Genomic DNA, 20,628 nt, shown 5'->3' with positions numbered 1-20,628 from the left:
TGTCCTTTTCGGCCAAATGATCGAAAAGGCTGCCGGCCGGCGAACCCGGATCGGTCCTGCCGCGTATTCTGTTCCGACGCGCATTCCAACCACCCGGCATTCCGAATGATTTCAGGCGAGTCTTTCTATCGCGGCATTCCCGTCTTCAGAGGCTTCACCAGCCTGATGGATCCCGCGCTCTACTCGCCGCTGCCCGACGACTGGAGCATCGGCGTTGCCGATATCGTCGATTCGACCAGGGCGATCGCGGCGCAGCGCTACAAGGCGGTGAACATGGCAGGCGCTGCGGTGATCGCGGCGGTGACGAACGCGTTGGCGGGACGCGAATTTCCCTTCGTATTCGGGGGCGACGGCGCAAGCTTTGCGGTTTCGCCGGATGATGTCGAACTGGCCCGCGAGGCGCTGGCTGCGACTGCGACCTGGGTGCGGGAAGATCTCGATCTGACCATGCGCGTCGCACTAGTGCCGGTCAGCGCCATTCGTGCGCAGGCCCTGGACGTGCGCGTCGCCCGGTTCGGGCCTTCGGCCAACCTGTCCTATGCGATGTTCTCGGGCGGCGGCCTCGCCTGGGCCGAGGCCGCGATGAAGCGCGGCGAGTTTGCGGTCGAGGCGGCGCCCGCGGGCACGCAACCCGACCTGTCGGGCCTGTCCTGCCGATTCGAGGTGATTCCGGCCTCCCGCGGATTGATCCTATCGCTGCTGGTGATGCCGACACGGGGTGCCGATCCGCGCGCCTTCCGCAAGGTAATCGAGGACGTCATCGATCTGGTCGAGCTCAGTCCGGATGGCGGCCGCCCGGTGCCGCCGCAAGGGCCGCCGCTGAAATGGCCGCCGCAGGGGGTGGACTTCGAGGCCCGCACCAAGCGTGGCGGTTCGCTGCTCGCACGCAGGGTCAGCGTGCTCGCCTACACGCTGTTCGCCTATCTGATCATGCGCTTCGACCTCAAGGCCGGCGGCTTCATGCCTGGCGTCTACAAGCGTCAGGTGGCTGAGAACTCGGACTTCAGGAAATATGATGACGGCTTGCGCATGGTCATCGACTGTACGGTCGAGCTTGAACGTGCCCTCACCGATCGTCTCGCTGCGGCGGCGCGCGAGGGTATCGTGCGCTACGGCGTCCACCGGCAGGATGCGGCCATGATGACCTGCTTCACACCCTCGCTGCTGCGGAGCGATCACGTCCATTTCATCGACGGCGCGCGTGGCGGCTATGCCTCGGCGGCGACGGCGTTGAAGGCGATGATGGCAGCGAGCTAGCGCCCGGCGCGCGTCCAGATCTCGCCGCCGCAGAGCGCACCGACGCAGCCTGGACAAGGGCCCTAGAATGGAGCGCCTCGATAGCAGCCCGGCAGGATAGTGCAACGCTGGCTTGGAATCACATTCCCGCGCCTACCGCCCTATGATCATTTGCCCCATCGCACGAAGGCGACAGACGCCGCGGTCGACAGTCCGAACACGACCATGGCGCCACCGACCAGCGCGAACAGAGTCCAGGCCGGAGCTTGCGCGGTCATCAGTCCGACGCCGCCGATCGCGACCATCAGGAGCCGCACCGTGGAGGCGAGCACGGGGCCGCCGACTCGCGCCGCACCCTGTGACGAGAAGTACAACGACACGCCCATGCCGAAGAACACGAAGGCCGGTCCTGCCCAATGGAAATAGCTGTGCGCTGCCGCGGTGACGCCGGGATCCCGCGTGAAGAGCCCGACCCACAGCGACGGAGCGAGCGCAACGGCGAGGCCGATCAGGCCGATGGTGAGTCCGGAGGCCGCCGCCGCAGTCCAGGCCACCCGCCGCGCGCGCTTCACGTCTCCGGCGCCGATCGCCATGCCGACCATCGGCACCGAGGCTATGCCGAAGGCGAAGGTGATCGGGATGAGCAAGAATTCCAGCCGCGATCCGATGCCGTAGCCCGCCAGTGTTTCGGTGCCGAAGGTCGCCAGGATCTTGGTAAATATCAGGATGGTGAGCACGGTCTGGAGCGGCGACAGACAGGCCAACGCGCCGACCTTGAGAATGTCCACGAACATCGCGCGCTCGAAATGGAAGGCACGAAGAGCCAGCGGCAGCCGGCTGCGTCCGGACAACAGATACCAGAGGAAGAAGATCGCCGCGCAGCTGAACGCAATCAACTGGCCGCTCGCGACGCCCGGCATGCCGAATTGCGGCACTCCGAACAGCCCGAGCCCGAGCGTGCCGCCGAGCGCGATTTGGAGCACGCTCGCTCCGATCAGCGTCATCGAAGGCAGGCGCATGTCCCCGGTGCCACGGATGACCGAGGCCAGCGTGTTGACGAGCCAGATCGCCACCGCGCCGGAGAACAGCACCTGCGAATAGCTGCTGGCCTCCTCCAGCACCTGCTCGCGTCCGCCGAGGAGCGCGAAGAAGGAGCGGCCAAAGACGAGCATCATCACCGTGAAGAACAGCCCGCCGCAGAGGCCGATGATGGCAGCGTGCAGCGCCAGCGTCGCAGCGCGGTCGCGATTCCCAGCGCCCAGCGCGCGGCTGATGGCGGAGGAGACGCCGCCGCCCATCGCGCCAGCGCTCATCATCTGCGTCAGCATCGCGAACGGAAACACCAGCGCGATCGCCGCGAGCGGAATGGTGCCGAGCCGGCCGATATAGGAGGTCTCGGCCACCGCAACCAGCGTGCTGCCGACCATCGCGATCATGTTGGGAATCGCGAGCCGCAGCAGCGTCGGGAGAATCGGTGCGGTCAGCAGGCTGGCGATGGGGGAGACGACCGGCGCAACCGGCGGGACGGCATCTAGGGGGGCGTCGATCGTCATGTTCACCGGGCGGAATATTAAATGATGGTCGACATATTATAGAACGTGGGTCGACCCGCGCAGCCCTTGCTCACGCAGGGCTCACCAGGGCAGGCCGCATAGGTCGATGGTGCCCAGCGTCGGCGCGCGGACGATGTTGAAGACGTAGGGCGCCATCTGGGTAAAGCGGATCCGCCCTTCCGGCTGCTCGCAATAGACCTCGCCCTCGAAGGGGAGCCAGCTGCGGGTCTCGTAGAATGCGAAATTGTGCGGCTCGCAGAACAGCAGGGCGAAGCGGACCGCTTCGTTGGCCCTGATCGTGTGCACGGCCGCGTCGAGTGCGATCGTTGCATAACCGCGGCCGCGTCGGTCCTCGCGCGTGCAGACCCCGCCGATGCCGCCAATGTGGACCTTCTGTCCGTTCCAGGTGACGGTTCGGAAGTAGATGCCGACATGGCAAACGAGACCGTCCTCGGGCGTCTCGATCAGAACGCGCAGATCGGCATTGGCCCATTTGACGTGCGCCCAGGGCTTGTCCGCAATCACATGTGGTCCCCACACTGCCTGATGCAGCGGCTCCGCTATCGGCCACGAGGCGTCACCGTTCAGAATGTCGATCTCGATGCTCATGGCTCCGTCTTTCGCACTGGCGCTGCGCAGGGCATTCGTTCCGCCATAAGCGCTTCAAAGGCAATGGTATTTTGCATCGGCCCGCCACGACTGCCGCAGATGTCCTTGTCCTGCGACGATTTTATGCAATCGTGCCAAGCGTCGGCACCACGCGTTTGCGAAATTCTGAGGTATTTAACGGCTGCGGAACCTTCTATAAGGGGTGACCGTTAGAACTCGTTCCCCACCAGTTGCGGACAAGAACCCATGACCTTTACGCTGCCCCCACTCCCTTACGCCTATGACGCCCTCGGTCAGTACATGTCGAAGGAGACGCTCGAATATCACCACGACAAACATCACCAGGCCTACGTCACCAACGGCAACAACGCGCTCAAGGGGACCGAATGGGAAGGCAAGTCCCTTGAAGAGATCGTCAAGGGCTCGTTCGGCAAGAACCCGGCCGTGTTCAACAATGCCGGCCAGCACTACAACCACATTCACTTCTGGAGCTGGATGAAGCCCAATGGCGGCGGCACCAAGCTGCCCAGCAAGCTCGAGAAGAAGATCAACGAGGACCTCGGCGGCTTCGAGAAGTTCAAGGCGGACTTCCAGGCGGCCGGCATCGGCCAGTTCGGCTCCGGCTGGTGCTGGCTCCAGGTCAAGAACGGCAAGCTCGAGATCTCCAAGACCCCGAACGGCGAGAATCCGCTGGTGCACGGTGCTACCCCGATTCTCGGCTGCGACGTCTGGGAGCACTCCTATTACATCGATTATCGCAACCGTCGCCCCGACTATCTCAAGGCGTTCGTCGAGAACCTCGTGAACTGGGAATACGTGGAGTCCCTGTTCGAGAAGGCGTGACGATGTCATTCCGGGCCGCGCGAAGCGTGAGCCCGGAGTTCATTTGAATGCTAGGGCTCGCGCCCGATGGGTTCCGGGTCGGCGTCGGCGCGCCGCCCGAGACTGACAAAAGGCGGTCGCTGGCGCGGCCGCCTTTTTGCTGTGCGGAATTGCCCTGCGTGGTACGCGCATGGGTCTGTCATCACGCCGTTTGCATCGCCTCGGCGGCGCCCTTAATCAGAAAAGGATTCACCCTCGAGCCGCCCCACACCCATTGTCAGAACCTTCCCCGAACACGCCGGCGCCTGCCGAGGACTCCGAGCCGCGTCCGGGGCGTGTGCGTAAGCCGATCGGCTGGTCGACTATCATCATCGCGGTCCTGGTGGCGGTGAGCGCAGGCCTTGTCTGGCGTCGCGACGGCACCGATGGCGTTCTCGACATTCTGACCCACGACCTCTCGCTCTTCTCCGGCATCCTGCCGCGCGTGCTGGCCGGCTGCCTGCTCGGCGCTTTCATCTCGGAGATCCTGCCGCACGAGAAAGTCTCGCGCTCGCTCGGGCCGAAGTCCGGCTTGATGGGTCTTTTGATTGGTACCGCGTTCGGCGCGATCCTGCCCGGTGGTCCCTTTACCGCCTACCCCGTGGCGAGCGCGCTGCTCGCGGTCGGTGCCGATTTCGGTGCCACCATCGCCATGGTCGTGAGCTGGACCCTGATCGGCTACGGCCGGGCGGTGGCCTGGGAGATCCCGATCATGGGCACCGATTTCACCTTGTGGCGGATCGTGATCTCGCTGCCGCTGCCGGTGCTCGCAGGCGCTCTCGGCCGCTTCGTCTACGTGAGGATGTATCCGAAGCCCGCCATCAAGGACGACGAGACTTGAGCGCAGCGCTTCTGATCGACATCCTGTTGTGGGGCTCGGTGCTAGGCGTCGGCCTGATCGCATTCCGCCGCGGCCCTCCCGTATTCAAAGCCTCGCTTCGAGAAGGCGCGATGGACTTCATCAACATCGTGCCGCGGATCGCGCTCGGTGTGATCGGCTCCGGCTACATCGCCGCCATCATACCGCAGGAGGTGATCACAGGTTGGCTCGGACCGGACAGCGGTTGGCTCGGGGTAGCGACCGCCGTGGTCGCTGGCGCCGCGACGCCCGGCGGTCCTGTGGTTGGCTTCTCCATCGGCACGGTGGCGCTGAAGTCCGGTGGCGGCGTGCCTCAGGTGGTCGCCTATGTCGTCGCCTGGGCCCTGTTCGCCTTCCAGCGGGTGATCTTGTGGGAGATCCCGTTCATGCCGGCCCGTTTCGTCTGGTTCCGCTGCGCCGTATCGGTGCCGTTTCCATTCGTGGCCGCGGCGGTCGCGATGGTGATCGGCAAGCCGTGAGCCGGGCGTGGACAGGGGTAATGTTATAATATAACGTCACATCATGGTTCCTGCTGCGTCCCGCGCCGATCATCATGACCATGCCCACAGCCACCCTCATGGCTACAGGCATTCGCACGACCACGCCCATAGCCATGATGAGGCCTCACCGCATCCGGCCCAAGCGGCGCCCTGGTCGATCCTGCGCATGACCATGGCGGGTCGCCTTGCGGCCGCAGTCGGCGTCTGTGCCGTTCTCTGGGGCATCGTCTTGCTGGCGATGAGGTGACCATGGCGGCCCTGCACTTCCACAACGTTACGCTCGGCTACGACCGGCATCCGGCCGTGCACCATCTCAACGGCGAGATTGCACAAGGCGCGCTGGTCGCGGTGATCGGTCCCAACGGCGCCGGCAAGTCGACGTTGTTGCGCGGCATCGTCGGCATCCTCAAGCCGCTCGACGGGAGCATCCATCTCGGCGGTCTCGACCGCAGGGACATCGCCTACCTGCCCCAGAGCGCCGAGATCGACCGCAGCTTCCCGATCTCGGTGTTCGATTTCGTCGGCACCGGGTTGTGGCGCGCCACCTCCCTGTTCGGTGGCGTTGGCAAGGCTGCCCGCGAAAAGATCCTCCGCGCGATCGCGTCCGTCGGACTCAATGGATTCGAGAACCGACCGATCGGCACGCTCTCGGGTGGCCAGATGCAGCGCGTGCTGTTCGCGCGCGTGCTGCTCCAGGACGCTCGTCTGATCGTGCTCGACGAGCCCTTCAATGCCATCGACAGCAAGACCACGGCCGACCTGCTCGCGCTGGTGCAGCGCTGGCACGGCGAAGGCCGGACTGTGCTCGCTGCGCTGCACGACATGGAGATGGTGCGCAACCACTTCGCCGAGACTCTGGTGCTGGCCCGCGGCCCTGTGGCGTGGGGTCCGACGGCGGAGGTGCTGACGCCGGAAAATCTGCTGGTTGCGATGCGGATGTGCGAGGCGTTCGATGACAGCGCCGCGGCCTGCGCAGCCGATGATATCAGCTCGCGGGCGGCTTGATATCCGATGATCTATGACGTGCTGATCGGCCCGTTCACCGAATTCGAGTTCATGCGGCGGGCGCTCGCCGCCGTGATCGCGCTAGCGCTCGCGGGCGCGCCGATCGGCATGTTCCTGATGTTGCGGCGGATGAGCCTCGTCGGCGATGCCATGGCGCATGCAATCCTCCCGGGCGCGGCGGTCGGCTTCCTGCTCTCGGGCCTCAATCTGTTCGCGATGACGGCGGGCGGCCTGATCGCCGGCTTTGCGGTCGCGATCCTCGCGGGCGTGGTGGCACGCTCGACGGGACTGAAGGAGGACGCTTCGCTCGCCACGTTCTATCTCGCCTCGCTCGCGCTCGGCGTCACCATCGTCTCGATCAAGGGTACCAATATCGATCTGCTGCATGTGCTGTTCGGCAACATTCTGGCGATGGACGACCAGACGCTGTTGGTGGTGGCCATCAACGCCACGATCACGCTGCTGGTGCTCGCGGTGATCTACCGGCCACTCGTGATCGAGAGCGTCGATCCGCTGTTTCTGCGCACGGTCAGCCGCGCGGGGGGACCTGCGCACCTCGCGTTTCTCGCGCTCGTCGTCATCAACCTGGTCAACGGCTTTCAAGCGCTCGGCACGCTGCTCGCTGTCGGCCTCATGATCCTGCCGGCCGGGATCGCCCGGTTCTGGTCGCACGATCTCACCGCCATGATATGCATTGCCGTGACTGCTGCTGCCGTCTCGGGCTATGCCGGCCTCGTGCTGTCGTTCCAGACCCGCGTGCCCTCAGGCCCTGCGATCATTCTCGTGGCGACGGTGATCTACGTGGTCTCCGTGCTGTTCGGCCGCGTCGGCGGCATCGTCCGGCAACTGTTTCCCGGCCGGCATCTGGAAGCGTGACGATGCGATTCATCCTGCTTTGTACGCTGTTGCTGATCGCCTCGCCGCTGCAGGCCGCGGAGCGGCTCAACGTCGTCGCGAGCTTCTCGATTCTGGCCGATTTCGTCCGCAACGTCGGCGGCGACCGCATCAATCTGACGACACTGGTTGGCGCCGACGGCGACGTCCATGTCTATACGCCGACGCCCAGCGATGCGAAACGGATCGCGGACGCCAAGCTCGTCATCGTCAACGGGCTTGGCCTCGAGGGCTGGTTGCCGCGCCTTGTGCAGTCCGCCGGCAGCAAGGCGAAAGTCGTGACCGCGAGCGCGGGCATCACACCGCTGAAACTGGGTGCGGCCGCCGATCCCCACGCCTGGCAGTCCATTCCCAACGCCAAGATCTACGTCACCGATATCGCCAATGCGCTCGCCGCGGCCGCTCCGGATGACGCCGAGTTCTTCCGTGCCCAGGCGAGCGCCTATCTGGAAAAGCTTGAAACGCTGGACCGCGAGGTCCGGCAGGCCGTGGTGAAAATCCCGCCCGAGCGGCGCAAGGTGATCTCTACCCACGACGCCTTCGGCTATTTCTCCAGCGAATACGGTATCCGGTTCATCGCCCCCCTGGGTGTCTCCACGGAAACCGAGCCCAGCGCGCGCGACATCGCCGCCATCATCAGCCAGATCAAGGCCGCGAGGATCCCGGCGGTATTCCTGGAAAATATCAGCGATGATCGGCTGATCCGGCGGATCGCGGCCGAGACAGGCGCCAAGGTCGGCGGCACCCTGATTTCGGACGGTTTGACCGGCGAAAAGGGGCTTGCACCCACTTACATTGACATGGTCAGGCACAATATAAAGGCCCTGACCAGCGCGCTTGACCACTAGGGCAGGGGCCACCCCGCCTCGCGTCGCGCGACAAGCCGAAGTCCGGAGTTGTTATGTCTGAAGCGACCTCCCAGAAGATTCCCGTGACCGTGCTGACCGGCTATCTCGGTGCCGGCAAGACCACGCTCCTGAACCGCATCCTGTCCGAAAACCACGGCAAGAAATACGCCGTCATCGTCAACGAATTCGGTGAGATCGGCATCGACAACGATCTCATCATCGGTGCCGATGAGGAAGTGTTCGAGATGAACAATGGCTGCATCTGCTGCACCGTGCGCGGCGACCTCGTGCGCATCATGGATGGCTTGATGAAGCGCAAGGGCAAGTTCGACGCCATCATCGTCGAGACCACCGGCCTTGCCGATCCGGCGCCGGTCGCGCAGACCTTCTTCGTCGACGAGGACGTGCAGAAGAATGCGCGGTTGGATGCGGTCGTCACGGTTGCCGACGCCAAGTGGCTGTCCGACCGGCTCAAGGATGCGCCCGAGGCCAAGAACCAGATCGCCTTCGCCGATGTCATCGTCCTGAACAAGACCGACCTCGTCACAAAGGGCGAGCTCGCCGAGGTCGAGGCTCGCATCCGCGGCATCAATCCCTACGCGAAGCTGCACCGCACCGAGCGCTGCTCGGTGGCGCTGTCCGATGTGCTCGATCGCGGCGCGTTCGACCTCGACCGCATCCTCGACATCGAGCCGGACTTCTTGGAAGCTGACGACCACGACCATGACCACCATCACGGCCACGCCCATGACCATCACCATGATCACGGCCATGGCCTGAAGCACTATCACGACGAGGAGATGCAATCGCTCTCGCTCAAGACCGACAAGCCGCTCGATCCGAACGTGTTCATGCCCTGGCTGCAGAACCTGGTGCAGGTCGAGGGCGGCAAGATCCTGCGCTCGAAGGGCATCCTCGCCTTCCAGGACGACGACGACCGCTACGTTTTCCAGGGCGTCCACATGATGCTGGAGGGTAACCATCAGCGGACGTGGAAGGAGGGCGAGCCACGCGAGAGCCGCCTCGTCTTCATTGGCCGCGAATTGCCGGAAGAGGCGATCCGCAAGGGTTTCGAGAGCTGCATCGTCTCGTGATGAAAGAGTTCGCGCCGGCCCCGGATTCAGCCTCGATCGTCTCCGTCACCGATCGCGTCAAGCCTATTGGGCTCGGCATGGCCGTGACCTCGGTGCATTTCCTCGGCGGCCGTGCCGCCTTCGTCGGTGGCGAGGAGAATGTCGCGTTCGTCGATAGCAAGGGCGAGATCACTACGGTTGCCGTGCACAGCGGCGGCATTCTTTCGACCGCCTCAGACGGCAAGCGCCTCGTGATGGGCGGCGATGCCGGCAAGGTCGTCTCGCTCGACGCCAAGGGCGAGGCGACGCTGCTCGCCACCGATCCGAAGCGGCGCTGGATCGACGCGGTGGCGCTGCACGCCGACGGCACCTTCGCCTGGTCGGCCGGCAAGACGGCCACGGTCAAGAGCGGCAAGGCCGAGGAGAAGTCGATCGAAGTGCCATCCACCGTCGGCGGTCTCGCATTCGCCCCGAAGGGCCTGCGGCTCGCAATCGCGCACTACAACGGCGTGACGCTGTGGTTTCCGAACATGGCGGGATCGGCCGAATTCCTGCCCTGGGCCGGTTCGCATCACGCGGTCACGTTCAGTCCGGACAACAAGTTTCTCGTCACCGCGATGCACGAGCCGGCGCTGCATGGCTGGCGGCTCGCCGACAACAGGCACATGCGCATGACAGGCTACCCCGGTCGCGTCCGCTCGATGTCGTGGAGCGCTGGCGGCAAGGGGCTCGCGACGTCAGGCGCCGACACCGTGATCGTATGGCCGTTCGGCAGCAAGGACGGCCCCATGGGCAAGGAGCCCGCGATGCTCGCGCCGCTGCAAGCACGCGTGTCGGTGGTCGCCTGCCATCCCAAGAACGATATTCTGGCCGCCGGCTACAGCGACGGCACCGTGCTGATGCTGCGGCTGGAGGACGGCGCGGAAATCCTCGTCCGCCGTAACGGCACGCCGCCCGTCGCCGCGCTCGGCTGGAACGCCAAGGGCACGCTGCTGGCCTTTGCGGACGAAAATGGGGATGGCGGCCTGCTGGAGCTTTAATTTGTCATGGTTCCCGCCTTATAGGGGGCCATGCGATTTCTGACGACATTCCAGCTTGCCGACTTCGCGGATACGCTGGCCAGCCTGACCACGGCCTTCGTGCTGGGCACGCTGATCGGCGCCGAGCGGCAATACCGTCAGCGCACGGCGGGCCTGCGCACCAACGTGCTGGTCGCGGTCGGCGCCGCCGCCTTCGTCGATCTCGCGATGAATTTGGCGGGCGCCGACGGCGCGGTGCGCGTGATCGCCTACGTGGTGTCTGGCATAGGCTTCCTCGGGGCCGGCGTCATCATGAAGCAGGGCATGGACGTGCGCGGTCTCAACACCGCGGCAACGCTGTGGGCGTCCGCCGCGGTTGGCTCCTGCGCCGGCGCCGACATGATCGCGCAGGCGTCCGCGCTGACCGTGTTCGTGATCGCCGGCAACACCATGCTGCGTCCGCTGGTCAATGCAATCAACCGTATTCCCCTGAACGAGAAGGCGCTGGAGGCAACCTACTATTTCAAGCTTGCCGTTGCGGCCGATGCTCTTCCGGATATGCGCGACCGGCTCGTCGAGAAGCTCGAGACCGCGAAATATTCGGTGGCCGATATCGATGTGGCCGAAATCGGCGATGACGTTCTGGAGATCGCCGCAAAACTGGTCGCGACCGCAGTCGACCCCAACGAGCTGAACGCGGTGGCGACTGACCTCCAGCATTTGCCGGGCGTGCGACACGCTACCTGGGAGGTCAGTACCACCGACTGAGCGCGGCGTTTTGGCGCGCAGAGGGCTGGGTTCCCGGTTCTTCAATGCCGGAACCGGCAGGTCGCGGTTTCGTTGTCCTGCGGACAAAGGCGGTGATCGACATGGCCATTCAAGGCGACAAGCGCAGACTGAAGCTCGACCTGACAATTGCTGGTTCGCTGCTCGCAGCGGGCATCGTGGTCGCCGTGATGTCGCTCGCGCAAATCCGCGCCGAAAATCGGATGGAGCTGGCGCAGGCAACGCCGCCGCTTCAGGGCACGCCTTCCGAGGATCAGAACAAGCCCGCGGAAGCCAAGCCCGGCGGCGACCGGCCGACCACGCCGGCGCCCGAGCCCGCACGTCCGGATCCGCAGACGCAGGGCGCGGCGACCAAGCCGGCATTGCCGCCGGCTCCCGCGGAGAAGATCGCGCCGCCGCTCGAGAAGAAGTAGGCTTCTACGGTCATTCGGGGTGCGCGAAGCGCGAGCTCGGAATCCATTTCCGCGCATTTTGTCTCCCGATGGATTCCGGGCTCGCGCCAAGCGGCGCGCCCCGGAATGACAAGCGGAGACAGACAGGCGTTCACCGCACCAGAATGTTCTTGAACTGCCAGGGATCGCTGGTGTCGATGTCTTCCGGAAACAGACCTGGGCGGTCCGTCAACGGCGTCCAATCGGTGTAGAAGCCCTTCACCGGGCCGAGATAGGGCATCTGAATTTCGAGCAGACGATCGAAATCCATCTCGTCGGCTTCGACGATGCCTTCGTTCGGGTTCTCCAGCGCCCACACCATGCCGCCGAGCACGGCCGAGGTCACCTGCAGGCCGGTCGCGTTCTGGTAGGGCGCGAGCCTGCGCGTCTCCTCGATGGAAAGCTGCGAGCCATACCAATAGGCGTTCTTGTCATGGCCAAACAGCAGCACGCCGAGCTCGTCTATGCCGTCGACGATCTCGTTCTCGTCGAGGATGTGGTGCTTCTCCTGCATCTTCCCGGCGCGGCCGAACATCTCGTGCAGCGACAGCACGGCATCGTCGGCGGGATGATAGGCGTAGTGGCAGGTTGGCCGGTAGATCGCCGTGCCCGAGGCGTCGCGCACGGTGAAGTAGTCGGAGATCGAGATCGACTCGTTATGGGTGACGAGGAAGCCGTACTGCGCGCCACGGGTCGGACACCACGTGCGCACGCGCGTGTTGGCGCCGGGCTGCATCAGATAGATTGCGGCGCCGCAGCCGGCCTCATGAGTTCGCGCATTGTCGGGCATCCATTTCTCATGAGTGCCCCAGCCTAGCTCGGACGGCTGCACGCCTTCGGAGAGGAAGCCTTCGACCGACCAGGTGTTGACGAAGACATCGGGCTCCTTCGGCTTCTTCGAGCGCTGGGTGTCGCGTTCGGCGATGTGGATGCCCTTGATGCCGGCCTGCCGCATCAAATCCGCCCACTCAGCCTTGGTCTTCGGCTTGGGGGCGTTGAGCTTCAAATCCGCGGCAACGTTGAGCAGCGCCTGCTTCACGAAGAACGAGACCATGCCGGGATTGGCGCCGCAGCAGGAAACGGCCGTCGTCGAGCCGGCGGGGCGCGCCCGCTTGGCAGCCAGCGTCACTTCGCGCAGGGCGTAATTGGAGCGCGCTTCCGGCCCCTTCGAGGCATCGAAATAGAAGCCGAGCCAGGGCTCGTTGACGGTGTCGATATAGAGGGCGCCGAGCTCGTTGCAGAGCTCCATGATGTCGGTCGACCCGGTATCGACCGAGAGATTGACGCAAAAGCCCTGGCCGCCGCCCTCCGTGAGCAGCGGGGTCAGCACCTCGCGATAATTGTCCTTGGTCAGGCCCTTCTGGATGAATCGGACATTGTGCTTCTCGCAAAGCGCCTTCCGGCCCTCGTCCTTCGGATCGAGCACGGTGATGCGCGACTTGTCGTAGTCGAGATGCCGCTCGATCAGCGGCAAGGTGCCTTTGCCGATGGAGCCGAAGCCGACCATGACGATGGGACCGGTGATCTTCGCGTAGACCTGCGAGGCGGGGCTCATGGGATGGTTCTCCGAAACGTGCTGGCAGACAAAGGGTGGGGGACGGATCAGGCGCGGCGGCGCTTCTCAGATGCTGCGGCGTTTGGCGGTGACTTCGATCTCGACCTTCATCTCGGGCTTGGCGAGGGCGCTGACGACAAGCAACGTCGCTGCCGGCCTGATGTCGCCGAGAACCTCGCCGCAGACGGCGAAGTGGGCATCGATGTAGCTGGGGTCGGTGACATAGTAGGTCGCACGGACAATGTCGGCGATTTCGAAGCCGCCCTCCTTCAGGGCAGCTTCGATGGTCTTGAAGCAGTTGCGTGACTGGCTCGTGACGTCGGCCGGCATCGTCATCGTCGTGTAGTCATAGCCCGTGGTTCCCGCGACGAAGGCGAACTCGCCGTCGATCACGGCGCGGCTGTAGCCGGCGGTCTTCTCGAACGGGGAGCCGGTGGAAATCAGGCGACGGGACATGCTCTCGGACCTCGACCAGGGGGATGTTTCGCGGGGTTAAAGGGCGTTTCAGGCGCCTGCGCAACCCCAAAGGAACTGGCTTGGCGCAGGCGCGGTCGGGCGTTGCCGCTCAACGCGGCCTGGGGCTTCGCGATGCAAGGGATCCCTTAAGCCGCGCGCGCCTCAGGTGCGCGAACCGCCCTCCGTTTGGGCAGGGCAGCGCCGGTCGGGACGATCATCCCGACGCAGCCATCGAGTGCGCCCTCGGCGAACTCGATTGCCAGCAGGCGGTCTCGCTCGAACGGGCCGGGCAGCGACAGCGCACCGGTTTTCTCCGTCGAGAAGCCGAACCGGGCGTAATAGGGGGCATCGCCAAGCAGGATCACGGCGGCGTGCCCGCGCGCCCGGGCGGCAGCCAGCGCCTGATGCATCAGCGCGGCGCCGATCCCGAGCTCGCGGCAGGCAGGGTCCACCGCCAGCGGTCCGAGGACCAGGGCAGGCCTGCCTCCGGCGCTGACGTGCCACAGCCGCACGGTTCCCACGAGCTTGCCCTCGCGCACCGCCGACAGGGCAAGGCCTGCGGCGGGTGCACGTCCGTCGCGCAGGCGCTGGCAGGTGCGGCCATGGCGGTTCTCGCCAAAGCAGGCATCGAGCAACGCTTCACGCATCGCGACGTCGGCAGCACGTTCCGCACGGATCACGAACGGAGCGGCCTTCGAGGTGAGGGCGATCTGTGGCTTCCGAGGAGCAGTCATGGCGCGTCAGTCCCCACTTGAACCGACGTGCGCAAAGCACGCCGGTTCAAGGCGTCGTCAGAAATCGAAATTTGAGGAAGGAGCCGGCAAGCCGGCTCCGGGTTCGTCAGGCCCCAGACCGAGAGGCGGATCTGATGTGGCAGATCAGATGTGATAGGTCTTCAGCGGCGGGATGCCGTTGAACGCCACCGACGAGTAGGTCGACGTATACGCCCCGGTGCCTTCGATCAGAACCTTGTCGCCGATCTCCAGCGTGACCGGGAGCGGATACGGGTTCTTCTCGTACAGCACGTCGGCGCTGTCGCAGGTCGGACCTGCGAGCACGCACGGCGTCATGTCCGCACCGTCGTGACGGGTGCGGATGGCGTAGCGGATCGACTCGTCCATCGTCTCGGCGAGACCGCCGAACTTGCCGATGTCCAGGTAGACCCAGCGCACCTCGTCCTCGTCGCTCTTCTTCGAGATGAGCACGACCTCGGATTCGATGACGCCGGCGTTGCCCACCATGCCGCGGCCCGGCTCGATGATGGTCTCCGGAATCTGGTTGCCGAAGTGCTTGCGCAGCGCGCGGAAGATCGAGCGGCCGTAGGTCACCACCGGCGGCACGTCCTTCAGGTACTTGGTCGGGAAGCCGCCGCCCATGTTGACCATGGACAGGTTGATGCCACGCTCGGCGCAGTCGCGGAACACCTGCGAAGCCATTGCCAGCGCACGGTCCCACGCCTTCACCTTGCGCTGCTGCGAGCCGACATGGAAGGAGATGCCGCACGGCTCCAGACCCAGGCGTTTGGCGAGGTCGAGCACCTCGACTGCCATCTCCGGGTCGCAGCCGAACTTCCGCGACAGCGGCCACTCGGCGCCGGCGCAGTCATAGAGGATGCGGCAGAACACCTTCGCGCCGGGCGCGGCGCGGGCGACCTTCTCGACCTCGGCGGCGCAATCGACCGCGAACAGCCGGATGCCGAGCGCGAAGGCGCGCGCGATGTCGCGCTCCTTCTTGATCGTGTTGCCGAAGGAGATGCGGTCGGGCGTCGCACCCGCGGCCAGCGCCATCTCGATCTCGGCGACCGTCGCGGTGTCGAAGCAGGAGCCCATGGACGCGAGCAGCGACAGCACTTCCGGCGCCGGGTTCGCCTTGACGGCATAGAACACGCGGCTGTCGGGCAGCGCCTTGGCGAAGCTTTGGTAGTTGTCGCGCACGACCTCGAGATCGACGACCAGGCACGGCTCGGTGTCGAGGCCATCCTTGCGGCGGTTGCGCAGGAATTCCTGGATACGTTCGGTCATGGCACTCTCCCAAACGGCCCAGCGACGGGCCCGTTCAAAACATGACGTCGGATAAGAGCGCTCTGGCCGATCGCGCGATGGAGGCGCGACGAAGCCACAAGACTCAAACCAGACTGTGCTGCCGTGGATTGGTTGGGAGTGTTCCCGCCCGCACACCTGGCAATGAAGGACAAGCCTTTTCAGTAGCCCGCGCCGGCGTTGGACTGCCGGTAGAGACCAAAAAAGCCCGATCCGTCGTTGCTTTAAGTCGCGTCCCCCGTTGAGAGCGGGGTGCGCCGGTTCGCCTCCGGCTGCCAGTCACGGTTGCAAAGAGCGAAGTCACCTTCGACATGGCATCCCTTTGAGAGAGATGCTGGGCGCTCCGGGTTTGCCTCGGTCTTTCGACTTCCGCGCTTCCGAAGAGCCCCTCGGCTTCTTCACCCCTTGGCGGCTGTCCGGCCTCTTGTCCGGATACCTACCGACTGACACACGACCACAGGCACGTGCGAAATTGGGCAAGTCCGCACATAAGTGTTTTGACTCTGCTTCGCAAGATTTTTTTTAGGCTGCGAGCAGAATTGCCTAACATCTGCTTGCGCGCTGTTGCGCGAGCGACGCAGAAGATGAACGAGCGTTAAGTTTTCAACGCAGCGCGTATATCTCGCGCGCGCGTGGAAGCGTCAGCGGCGCTTGGTGAAGGGCTCGATGCGCTGAGCGGCGCGGACGAACGCCGTCATCACCAGCACGCCCAGTGCGAACAGCACGGCCTGGAGGATGTGCGCGCCCTGATCGCCGAGTCCGAACAGGATCGCCAGCGCCCAACCTCCGGCGAAGGCCGCGCCGAACACCTCCGCGCCGATCAGGATGGCGGCGCTGATGACGGTGATGACGCTCGGCCAGGCGATCTGGCGGGAAGAGGAGGCAGGCGCGTTCATGAGCTGAGGTCCGTGGCTTCGAGGGCCGCAATCTCCCCGAAAAGGCGGCTCGGAGCAAGGGCAAACGGCCCAAAAAAGCCCCATCGCGTGCTATAGCTGGCCGCAACAATCGCCCATGAAAATCGGACTTGTGATGTCAGAATCCCGCCAAATTACGGATGCCGAGACCAATCCGCTGCTGAAGGCCTGGGTGACGCCGTTCGCGGCCCCGCCCTTCGACGAGATCAAGCCGGAGCACTTCCTGCCCGCTTTTGAGCAGGCCTTCGCCGACCACGCCGCCGAGATCGCGGCGATCACCAACGATCCGGCCGCGCCCGACTTCGCCAACACCATCACGGCGCTGGAGCGCTCGGGCAAGCTCCTGAGCAAGGTCGCGGCGGTCTTCTACGATCTGGTCTCTGCGCATTCCAACCCGGCCATCCTGGAGATCGACAAGGAGGTCTCCTTGCGGATGGCGCGACACTGGAATCCGATCATGATGAACGCCGTGCTGTTCGGCCGCATCGCCCAGCTGCACGAAAACCGTGCCAACCTTGGACTCACCCCCGAGCAGCTGCGCCTCTTGGAACGCACCTACACCCGCTTCCATCGCGCCGGCGCCGGCCTTTCCGAAGAGGCCAAGACCCGGATGGCCGAGATCAACGAGAGGCTCGCGCAGCTCGGCACCAGCTTCAGCCACCATCTGCTCGGCGACGAGCAGGACTGGATCATGGAGCTCGGCGAGGGCGATCGGCAGGGCCTGCCGGAGAATTTCGTCGCGGCCGCCAAGGCTGCGGCAGAAGAGCGCGGCCTGGCAGGCAAGGCGATCGTCACGCTCTCGCGCTCCTCGGTCGAGCAGTTCCTGAAGAGCTCGGCCCGGCGCGACCTGCGCGAGAAGGTCTACAAGGCCTTCATCGCGCGGGGCGACAACGGCAACGCCAACGACAACAATGAAACCATTGTCGAGATCCTGAAGCTGCGCGAGGAGAGCGCAAAGCTCCTGGGCTACCCGACTTTCGCCGCCTACCGGCTCGAGGATTCCATGGCCAAGACGCCGGAGGCGGTGCGGGGCCTGTTGGAGCGGGTCTGGAAGCCGGCCCGCGCCCGGGCGCTCGCCGACCGCGACGAGATGCAGGCCCTGATCACGGAAGAGGGCGGCAATTTCAAGCTCGCGCCGTGGGACTGGCGCTTCTATGCCGAGAAGCTGCGCCTTCAACGCGCCAATTTCGACGACGCCGCGATCAAACCGTATCTTGCGCTCGACAACATGATCGCCGCCGCCTTCGACTGCGCCACCCGCCTGTTCGGCGTCACGTTCGAGGAGCGCAAGGACGTTCCTGTCTGGCACCCGGACGTCCGTGTCTGGGAGATGAAGGGGCCGGACGGCAAGCACAAGGCACTGTTCTACGGCGACTACTTCGCCCGGCCGTCGAAGCGTTCCGGCGCCTGGATGACCTCATTGCGCGACCAGCAGAAGCTCGACGGCGACGTCGCGCCGCTCGTTCTCAACATCTGCAATTTTGCCAAGGGAGCCGGCGGCGAGCCTTCGCTGCTGTCGCCTGACGATGCCCGCACCCTGTTCCACGAGTTCGGTCACGGCCTGCACGGCATGCTCTCCAACGTGACCTATCCCTCGCTATCGGGCACCTCCGTGTTTACGGATTTCGTCGAGCTGCCGTCCCAGCTCTACGAGCACTGGCAGGAGCGGCCCGAGGTACTGCAGAAGTTCGCCCGCCATTACCAGACCGGCGAGCCGTTGCCGGACGAGCTGCTGCAACGCTTCCTTGCCGCGCGCAAATTCAACCAGGGCTTTGCCACGGTCGAATTCGTCTCCTCGGCGCTGATCGATCTCGAATTCCACACCCAGCCGGCTGCCGCCGCGCAGGATGTGTGCGCCTTCGAGAGACGCGAGCTGGAGAAGATCGGCATGCCCGAGGAGATCGCGCTGCGTCATCGTCCCACGCAATTCGGCCACATCTTCACCGGAGACCATTATGCCGCCGGCTATTACAGCTACATGTGGTCGGAAGTGATGGACGCGGACGCCTTCGGCGCTTTCGAGGAGGCCGGGGACATCTTCGATCCCAAGGTCGCAAAACGCCTGCACGATGACATCTATTCGAGCGGCGGATCGGTCGATCCGGAAGCCGCCTACGAGGCCTTCCGCGGCCGACCACCCGAGCCCGATGCGCTGCTCCGCCGTCGCGGCCTGCTCGACGACGCAAAGGCGGCCTGATGAATATGCGCGCCCTGTTCGGATGCCTGCTTGCTGCCGCGATGACGCTTGCAGCGGGTGCCGCGAATGCGCATCCGCATGTCTGGATCACCGCGACCAGCGAGCTGCTCTACGCGGCGGATGGCTCGATCACCGGCGTGCGTCACGCCTGGACCTTCGACGACATGTTCTCGGCCTATGCGGTGCAGGGGCTCGAGAGCAAGACCAAGGGGACCTATACGCGGGAGGAGCTCGGCCCGCTGGCGCAAACCAACGTCGAGTCGCTCAAGGAATACGCCTACTTCACCTTCGCGCGAGCCGACGGCAAGAAGGAACGATTCCAGGAGCCAGTCGACTATTTCCTCGACTACAAGGATACGGTGCTGACCCTGCACTTCACGCTGCCGCTGAAGGCCCCGGTCAAGCCCAAGCAGCTGGTGCTCGAAGTGTTCGACCGCTCCTTCTTTATCGACTTCAAGATGGCCAAGGACAATCCGGTCAAGCTGGTGGGCGCGCCCTCTGGCTGCCAGATGAAGCTGGATCGGCCGAACGACGGCACCGCCAGCGCGCAGCAGCTGAACGAGCAGACCTTTCTCAACGGCGAGAACTCGAATTTCGGCATGATGTTCGCCAACAAGATCACGGTGGATTGCCCTTGAAGCCGCAACTCTCCCCGCTCGCGCGCGGGCTGCTCGCCTGCGCCGCCGTTCTGCTCGTCGTTGGCGTGGCCGATGCCGCGCTCCATCATCTGCTCGCGCAGACGCCGTTCGGCGCGCCGCGGCCGGCGCAGGCGGCCGATTCGGAGGCCGGCGGCCTGATCGGCTGGCTGCTGGCGAAACAGTCGGAATTCTATCGCCAGATGTCGGCGACCATCCGGGCCGCGAAGTCCGACGGCTCGGCGGTGTGGACGCTGCTCTTCATCTCGTTCGCCTATGGAATCTTCCATGCCGCCGGTCCTGGCCACGGCAAGGCGGTCATCGCCTCCTATCTCGTCGCCAACCGCGAGACCGCGCGGCGTGGCATCGCGTTGTCGTTCGCCTCGGCGCTGATGCAGTCGCTGGTCGCGATCCTGGTCGTCGGCATCTCGGCCTGGGTGCTGAATGCCACGGCCAAGACCATGTGCAAGGCGGAGGCGGTGATCGAGATCGCGAGCTACGCCCTGATTGCGGCATTCGGTCTGAGACTGGTGTGGGTCAAGGGCGGCGCCTTCATCCGCGCGCTCCAGGTCGCCCAACCGGTGCCGGCGATTGCGGGCGTGCCGCACGATCATGATCACGGTCATCACCATCATCATGATGCGCATGACCATGACGGCCATGATCATCATCGCCACGATCACGGCCATGCACACGCCCATCATCACCACGCTCATCATCATGGGAACGATCACGTCCACGACGAGCATTGCGGCCACTCCCACGGCCCCACCCCCAGCGAGCTCGCCGGTCCCGGCGGCTGGCGGCGCGGCTTCGCTGCGATCCTGACCGTCGGTATCCGCCCTTGTTCGGGTGCGATCCTGGTCCTGGTATTCGCGCTGGCGCAGGGCCTGTTCTGGGCCGGCATCGCCGCGACCTTCCTGATGGGTTTGGGTACCGCGATCACGGTCGCGGCGATCGCTGTCGTCGCCGTTTCCGCCAAGGACATCGCCGCCCGCCTCAGCGCGGGGCGCGACGGCGGCGGCGCGCTGTTCATGCGAGGCATCGAGTTCGCCGCCGCAGGCTTCGTGCTGCTGTTCGGCGTCGGTCTCTTGTTCGGCTACATCGCCGCCGAACGGACCACGTGCTTCTAGGCTCGTTCTGACCCTTCCTCCACGG

At 64.9% G+C, this 20,628-nt stretch carries 22 protein-coding genes; 15 read left to right on the top strand and 7 right to left on the bottom strand.

Annotated features, from left to right (window positions below):
- Positions 1-105 precede the first annotated feature (105 nt).
- The gene (locus tag K408_RS0102280) at positions 106-1,257 is read left to right on the top strand and encodes a DUF3095 domain-containing protein (RefSeq protein ID WP_024337336.1); all 1,152 of its coding nucleotides are present in this window, start codon (positions 106-108) and stop codon (positions 1,255-1,257) included.
- Between the two features lie 146 nt (positions 1,258-1,403).
- On the opposite strand, the gene K408_RS0102275 is transcribed toward K408_RS0102280, so the two are convergent.
- Together K408_RS0102275 and K408_RS0102270 are read right to left on the bottom strand one after the other, a co-directional pair.
- Positions 1,404-2,789: an MATE family efflux transporter gene (locus tag K408_RS0102275; protein WP_024337337.1), complete on the bottom strand. Its 1,386-nt coding sequence runs from the start codon at positions 2,787-2,789 to the stop codon at positions 1,404-1,406.
- Positions 2,790-2,870: 81 nt separating this feature from the next.
- A complete protein-coding gene (locus K408_RS0102270; RefSeq protein ID WP_024337338.1) occupies positions 2,871-3,398 on the bottom strand; it encodes a GNAT family N-acetyltransferase in 528 nt (175 codons plus the stop codon).
- Positions 3,399-3,644: 246 nt separating this feature from the next.
- Here K408_RS0102270 and K408_RS0102265 point away from each other — a divergent pair, with 246 nt between their 5' ends.
- The 11 genes from K408_RS0102265 (at position 3,645) to K408_RS42610 (ending at position 11,656) form a co-directional block, all read left to right on the top strand.
- Positions 3,645-4,241 (top strand): superoxide dismutase, encoded by a 597-nt coding sequence (locus K408_RS0102265; RefSeq protein WP_024337339.1) that lies wholly within the window; start codon positions 3,645-3,647, stop codon positions 4,239-4,241.
- A gap of 253 nt (positions 4,242-4,494) precedes the next feature.
- The gene (locus tag K408_RS0102260; RefSeq protein ID WP_024337340.1) at positions 4,495-5,100 is read left to right on the top strand and encodes a permease; all 606 of its coding nucleotides are present in this window, start codon (positions 4,495-4,497) and stop codon (positions 5,098-5,100) included.
- Positions 5,097-5,597, top strand: a complete 501-nt coding sequence (locus K408_RS0102255) for a hypothetical protein (RefSeq protein ID WP_024337341.1) — start codon at positions 5,097-5,099, stop codon at positions 5,595-5,597. Before K408_RS0102260 ends, K408_RS0102255 begins: the two co-directional genes overlap by 4 nt.
- Positions 5,598-5,640: 43 nt before the next feature.
- On the top strand, positions 5,641-5,865 hold the full coding sequence (locus K408_RS43270; protein WP_035728841.1) for a hypothetical protein: 225 nt from the start codon (positions 5,641-5,643) through the stop codon (positions 5,863-5,865).
- 2 nt (positions 5,866-5,867) lie between these two features.
- Positions 5,868-6,623, top strand: a complete 756-nt coding sequence (locus tag K408_RS0102250) for a metal ABC transporter ATP-binding protein (protein WP_024337342.1) — start codon at positions 5,868-5,870, stop codon at positions 6,621-6,623.
- Between the two features lie 6 nt (positions 6,624-6,629).
- Positions 6,630-7,499 (top strand): metal ABC transporter permease, encoded by an 870-nt coding sequence (locus tag K408_RS0102245; protein WP_024337343.1) that lies wholly within the window; start codon positions 6,630-6,632, stop codon positions 7,497-7,499.
- Positions 7,500-7,501: 2 nt separating this feature from the next.
- Positions 7,502-8,365 carry a metal ABC transporter solute-binding protein, Zn/Mn family gene (locus tag K408_RS0102240; protein WP_024337344.1) on the top strand — a complete coding sequence of 288 codons (864 nt, stop codon included), beginning with the start codon at positions 7,502-7,504 and terminating at the stop codon, positions 8,363-8,365.
- 53 nt (positions 8,366-8,418) lie between these two features.
- Positions 8,419-9,459, top strand: coding sequence for a CobW family GTP-binding protein (locus K408_RS0102235; protein WP_024337345.1), 1,041 nt, complete (start codon positions 8,419-8,421; stop codon positions 9,457-9,459).
- The gene (locus K408_RS0102230) at positions 9,459-10,478 is read left to right on the top strand and encodes a WD40 repeat domain-containing protein (RefSeq protein ID WP_024337346.1); all 1,020 of its coding nucleotides are present in this window, start codon (positions 9,459-9,461) and stop codon (positions 10,476-10,478) included. Before K408_RS0102235 ends, K408_RS0102230 begins: the two co-directional genes overlap by 1 nt.
- 30 nt (positions 10,479-10,508) lie before the next feature.
- Positions 10,509-11,225 (top strand): MgtC/SapB family protein, encoded by a 717-nt coding sequence (locus tag K408_RS0102225; protein ID WP_024337347.1) that lies wholly within the window; start codon positions 10,509-10,511, stop codon positions 11,223-11,225.
- A gap of 101 nt (positions 11,226-11,326) precedes the next feature.
- Positions 11,327-11,656 (top strand): hypothetical protein, encoded by a 330-nt coding sequence (locus tag K408_RS42610; RefSeq protein WP_024337348.1) that lies wholly within the window; start codon positions 11,327-11,329, stop codon positions 11,654-11,656.
- Positions 11,657-11,786: 130 nt separating this feature from the next.
- On the opposite strand, the gene K408_RS0102215 is transcribed toward K408_RS42610, so the two are convergent.
- The 5 genes from K408_RS0102215 to K408_RS0102195 form a co-directional block, all read right to left on the bottom strand.
- Entirely contained in the window at positions 11,787-13,229 is a 1,443-nt protein-coding gene (locus tag K408_RS0102215) for a homospermidine synthase (protein WP_024337349.1), read from the bottom strand.
- Positions 13,230-13,295: 66 nt separating this feature from the next.
- Positions 13,296-13,685: a RidA family protein gene (locus tag K408_RS0102210; protein WP_024337350.1), complete on the bottom strand. Its 390-nt coding sequence runs from the start codon at positions 13,683-13,685 to the stop codon at positions 13,296-13,298.
- Positions 13,686-13,831: 146 nt separating this feature from the next.
- The gene (locus K408_RS0102205) at positions 13,832-14,419 is read right to left on the bottom strand and encodes a GNAT family N-acetyltransferase (RefSeq protein ID WP_024337351.1); all 588 of its coding nucleotides are present in this window, start codon (positions 14,417-14,419) and stop codon (positions 13,832-13,834) included.
- A gap of 144 nt (positions 14,420-14,563) precedes the next feature.
- Positions 14,564-15,706: a type III PLP-dependent enzyme gene (locus tag K408_RS0102200; protein WP_024337352.1), complete on the bottom strand. Its 1,143-nt coding sequence runs from the start codon at positions 15,704-15,706 to the stop codon at positions 14,564-14,566.
- Positions 15,707-16,365: 659 nt separating this feature from the next.
- A complete protein-coding gene (locus tag K408_RS0102195) occupies positions 16,366-16,620 on the bottom strand; it encodes a hypothetical protein (protein ID WP_024337353.1) in 255 nt (84 codons plus the stop codon).
- A gap of 133 nt (positions 16,621-16,753) precedes the next feature.
- Here K408_RS0102195 and K408_RS0102190 point away from each other — a divergent pair, with 133 nt between their 5' ends.
- The 3 genes from K408_RS0102190 to K408_RS0102180 are packed head-to-tail and all read left to right on the top strand — an operon-like array spanning position 16,754 to position 20,603.
- Complete coding sequence (locus K408_RS0102190; protein WP_024337354.1) at positions 16,754-18,835, top strand: M3 family metallopeptidase; 2,082 nt, start codon at positions 16,754-16,756, stop codon at positions 18,833-18,835.
- Complete coding sequence (locus tag K408_RS0102185; RefSeq protein ID WP_024337355.1) at positions 18,835-19,473, top strand: DUF1007 family protein; 639 nt, start codon at positions 18,835-18,837, stop codon at positions 19,471-19,473. The genes K408_RS0102190 and K408_RS0102185 overlap by 1 nt, the downstream gene beginning before the upstream one ends.
- Positions 19,470-20,603, top strand: a complete 1,134-nt coding sequence (locus tag K408_RS0102180) for a nickel/cobalt transporter (protein WP_024337356.1) — start codon at positions 19,470-19,472, stop codon at positions 20,601-20,603. Before K408_RS0102185 ends, K408_RS0102180 begins: the two co-directional genes overlap by 4 nt.
- Positions 20,604-20,628 lie beyond the last annotated feature (25 nt).

Origin of the sequence: Bradyrhizobium sp. in8p8 (genome assembly GCF_000426845.1) — a bacterium.
Taxonomy (GTDB): Bacteria; Pseudomonadota; Alphaproteobacteria; order Rhizobiales; family Xanthobacteraceae; genus Bradyrhizobium; species Bradyrhizobium japonicum_C.
The sequence above is the reverse complement of the archived record's forward strand: the minus strand, read 5'-3'. Positions and strand labels throughout refer to the sequence as shown.

Excerpts from the sequence above, each read along its gene's own strand:
- K408_RS0102280 (WP_024337336.1), top strand. The coding sequence starts at position 106 with ATGATTTCAGGCGAGTCTTTCTATCGCGGCATTCCCGTCTTCAGAGGC.
- K408_RS0102275 (WP_024337337.1), bottom strand. The coding sequence starts at position 2,789 with ATGACGATCGACGCCCCCCTAGATGCCGTCCCGCCGGTTGCGCCGGTC.
- K408_RS0102270 (WP_024337338.1), bottom strand. The coding sequence starts at position 3,398 with ATGAGCATCGAGATCGACATTCTGAACGGTGACGCCTCGTGGCCGATA.
- K408_RS0102265 (WP_024337339.1), top strand. The coding sequence starts at position 3,645 with ATGACCTTTACGCTGCCCCCACTCCCTTACGCCTATGACGCCCTCGGT.
- K408_RS43270 (WP_035728841.1), top strand. The coding sequence starts at position 5,641 with ATGGTTCCTGCTGCGTCCCGCGCCGATCATCATGACCATGCCCACAGC.
- K408_RS0102250 (WP_024337342.1), top strand. The coding sequence starts at position 5,868 with ATGGCGGCCCTGCACTTCCACAACGTTACGCTCGGCTACGACCGGCAT.
- K408_RS0102245 (WP_024337343.1), top strand. The coding sequence starts at position 6,630 with ATGATCTATGACGTGCTGATCGGCCCGTTCACCGAATTCGAGTTCATG.
- K408_RS0102240 (WP_024337344.1), top strand. The coding sequence starts at position 7,502 with ATGCGATTCATCCTGCTTTGTACGCTGTTGCTGATCGCCTCGCCGCTG.
- K408_RS0102235 (WP_024337345.1), top strand. The coding sequence starts at position 8,419 with ATGTCTGAAGCGACCTCCCAGAAGATTCCCGTGACCGTGCTGACCGGC.
- K408_RS0102230 (WP_024337346.1), top strand. The coding sequence starts at position 9,459 with ATGAAAGAGTTCGCGCCGGCCCCGGATTCAGCCTCGATCGTCTCCGTC.
- K408_RS0102225 (WP_024337347.1), top strand. The coding sequence starts at position 10,509 with ATGCGATTTCTGACGACATTCCAGCTTGCCGACTTCGCGGATACGCTG.
- K408_RS42610 (WP_024337348.1), top strand. The coding sequence starts at position 11,327 with ATGGCCATTCAAGGCGACAAGCGCAGACTGAAGCTCGACCTGACAATT.
- K408_RS0102215 (WP_024337349.1), bottom strand. The coding sequence starts at position 13,229 with ATGAGCCCCGCCTCGCAGGTCTACGCGAAGATCACCGGTCCCATCGTC.
- K408_RS0102210 (WP_024337350.1), bottom strand. The coding sequence starts at position 13,685 with ATGTCCCGTCGCCTGATTTCCACCGGCTCCCCGTTCGAGAAGACCGCC.
- K408_RS0102205 (WP_024337351.1), bottom strand. The coding sequence starts at position 14,419 with ATGACTGCTCCTCGGAAGCCACAGATCGCCCTCACCTCGAAGGCCGCT.
- K408_RS0102200 (WP_024337352.1), bottom strand. The coding sequence starts at position 15,706 with ATGACCGAACGTATCCAGGAATTCCTGCGCAACCGCCGCAAGGATGGC.
- K408_RS0102195 (WP_024337353.1), bottom strand. The coding sequence starts at position 16,620 with ATGAACGCGCCTGCCTCCTCTTCCCGCCAGATCGCCTGGCCGAGCGTC.
- K408_RS0102190 (WP_024337354.1), top strand. The coding sequence starts at position 16,754 with ATGTCAGAATCCCGCCAAATTACGGATGCCGAGACCAATCCGCTGCTG.
- K408_RS0102185 (WP_024337355.1), top strand. The coding sequence starts at position 18,835 with ATGAATATGCGCGCCCTGTTCGGATGCCTGCTTGCTGCCGCGATGACG.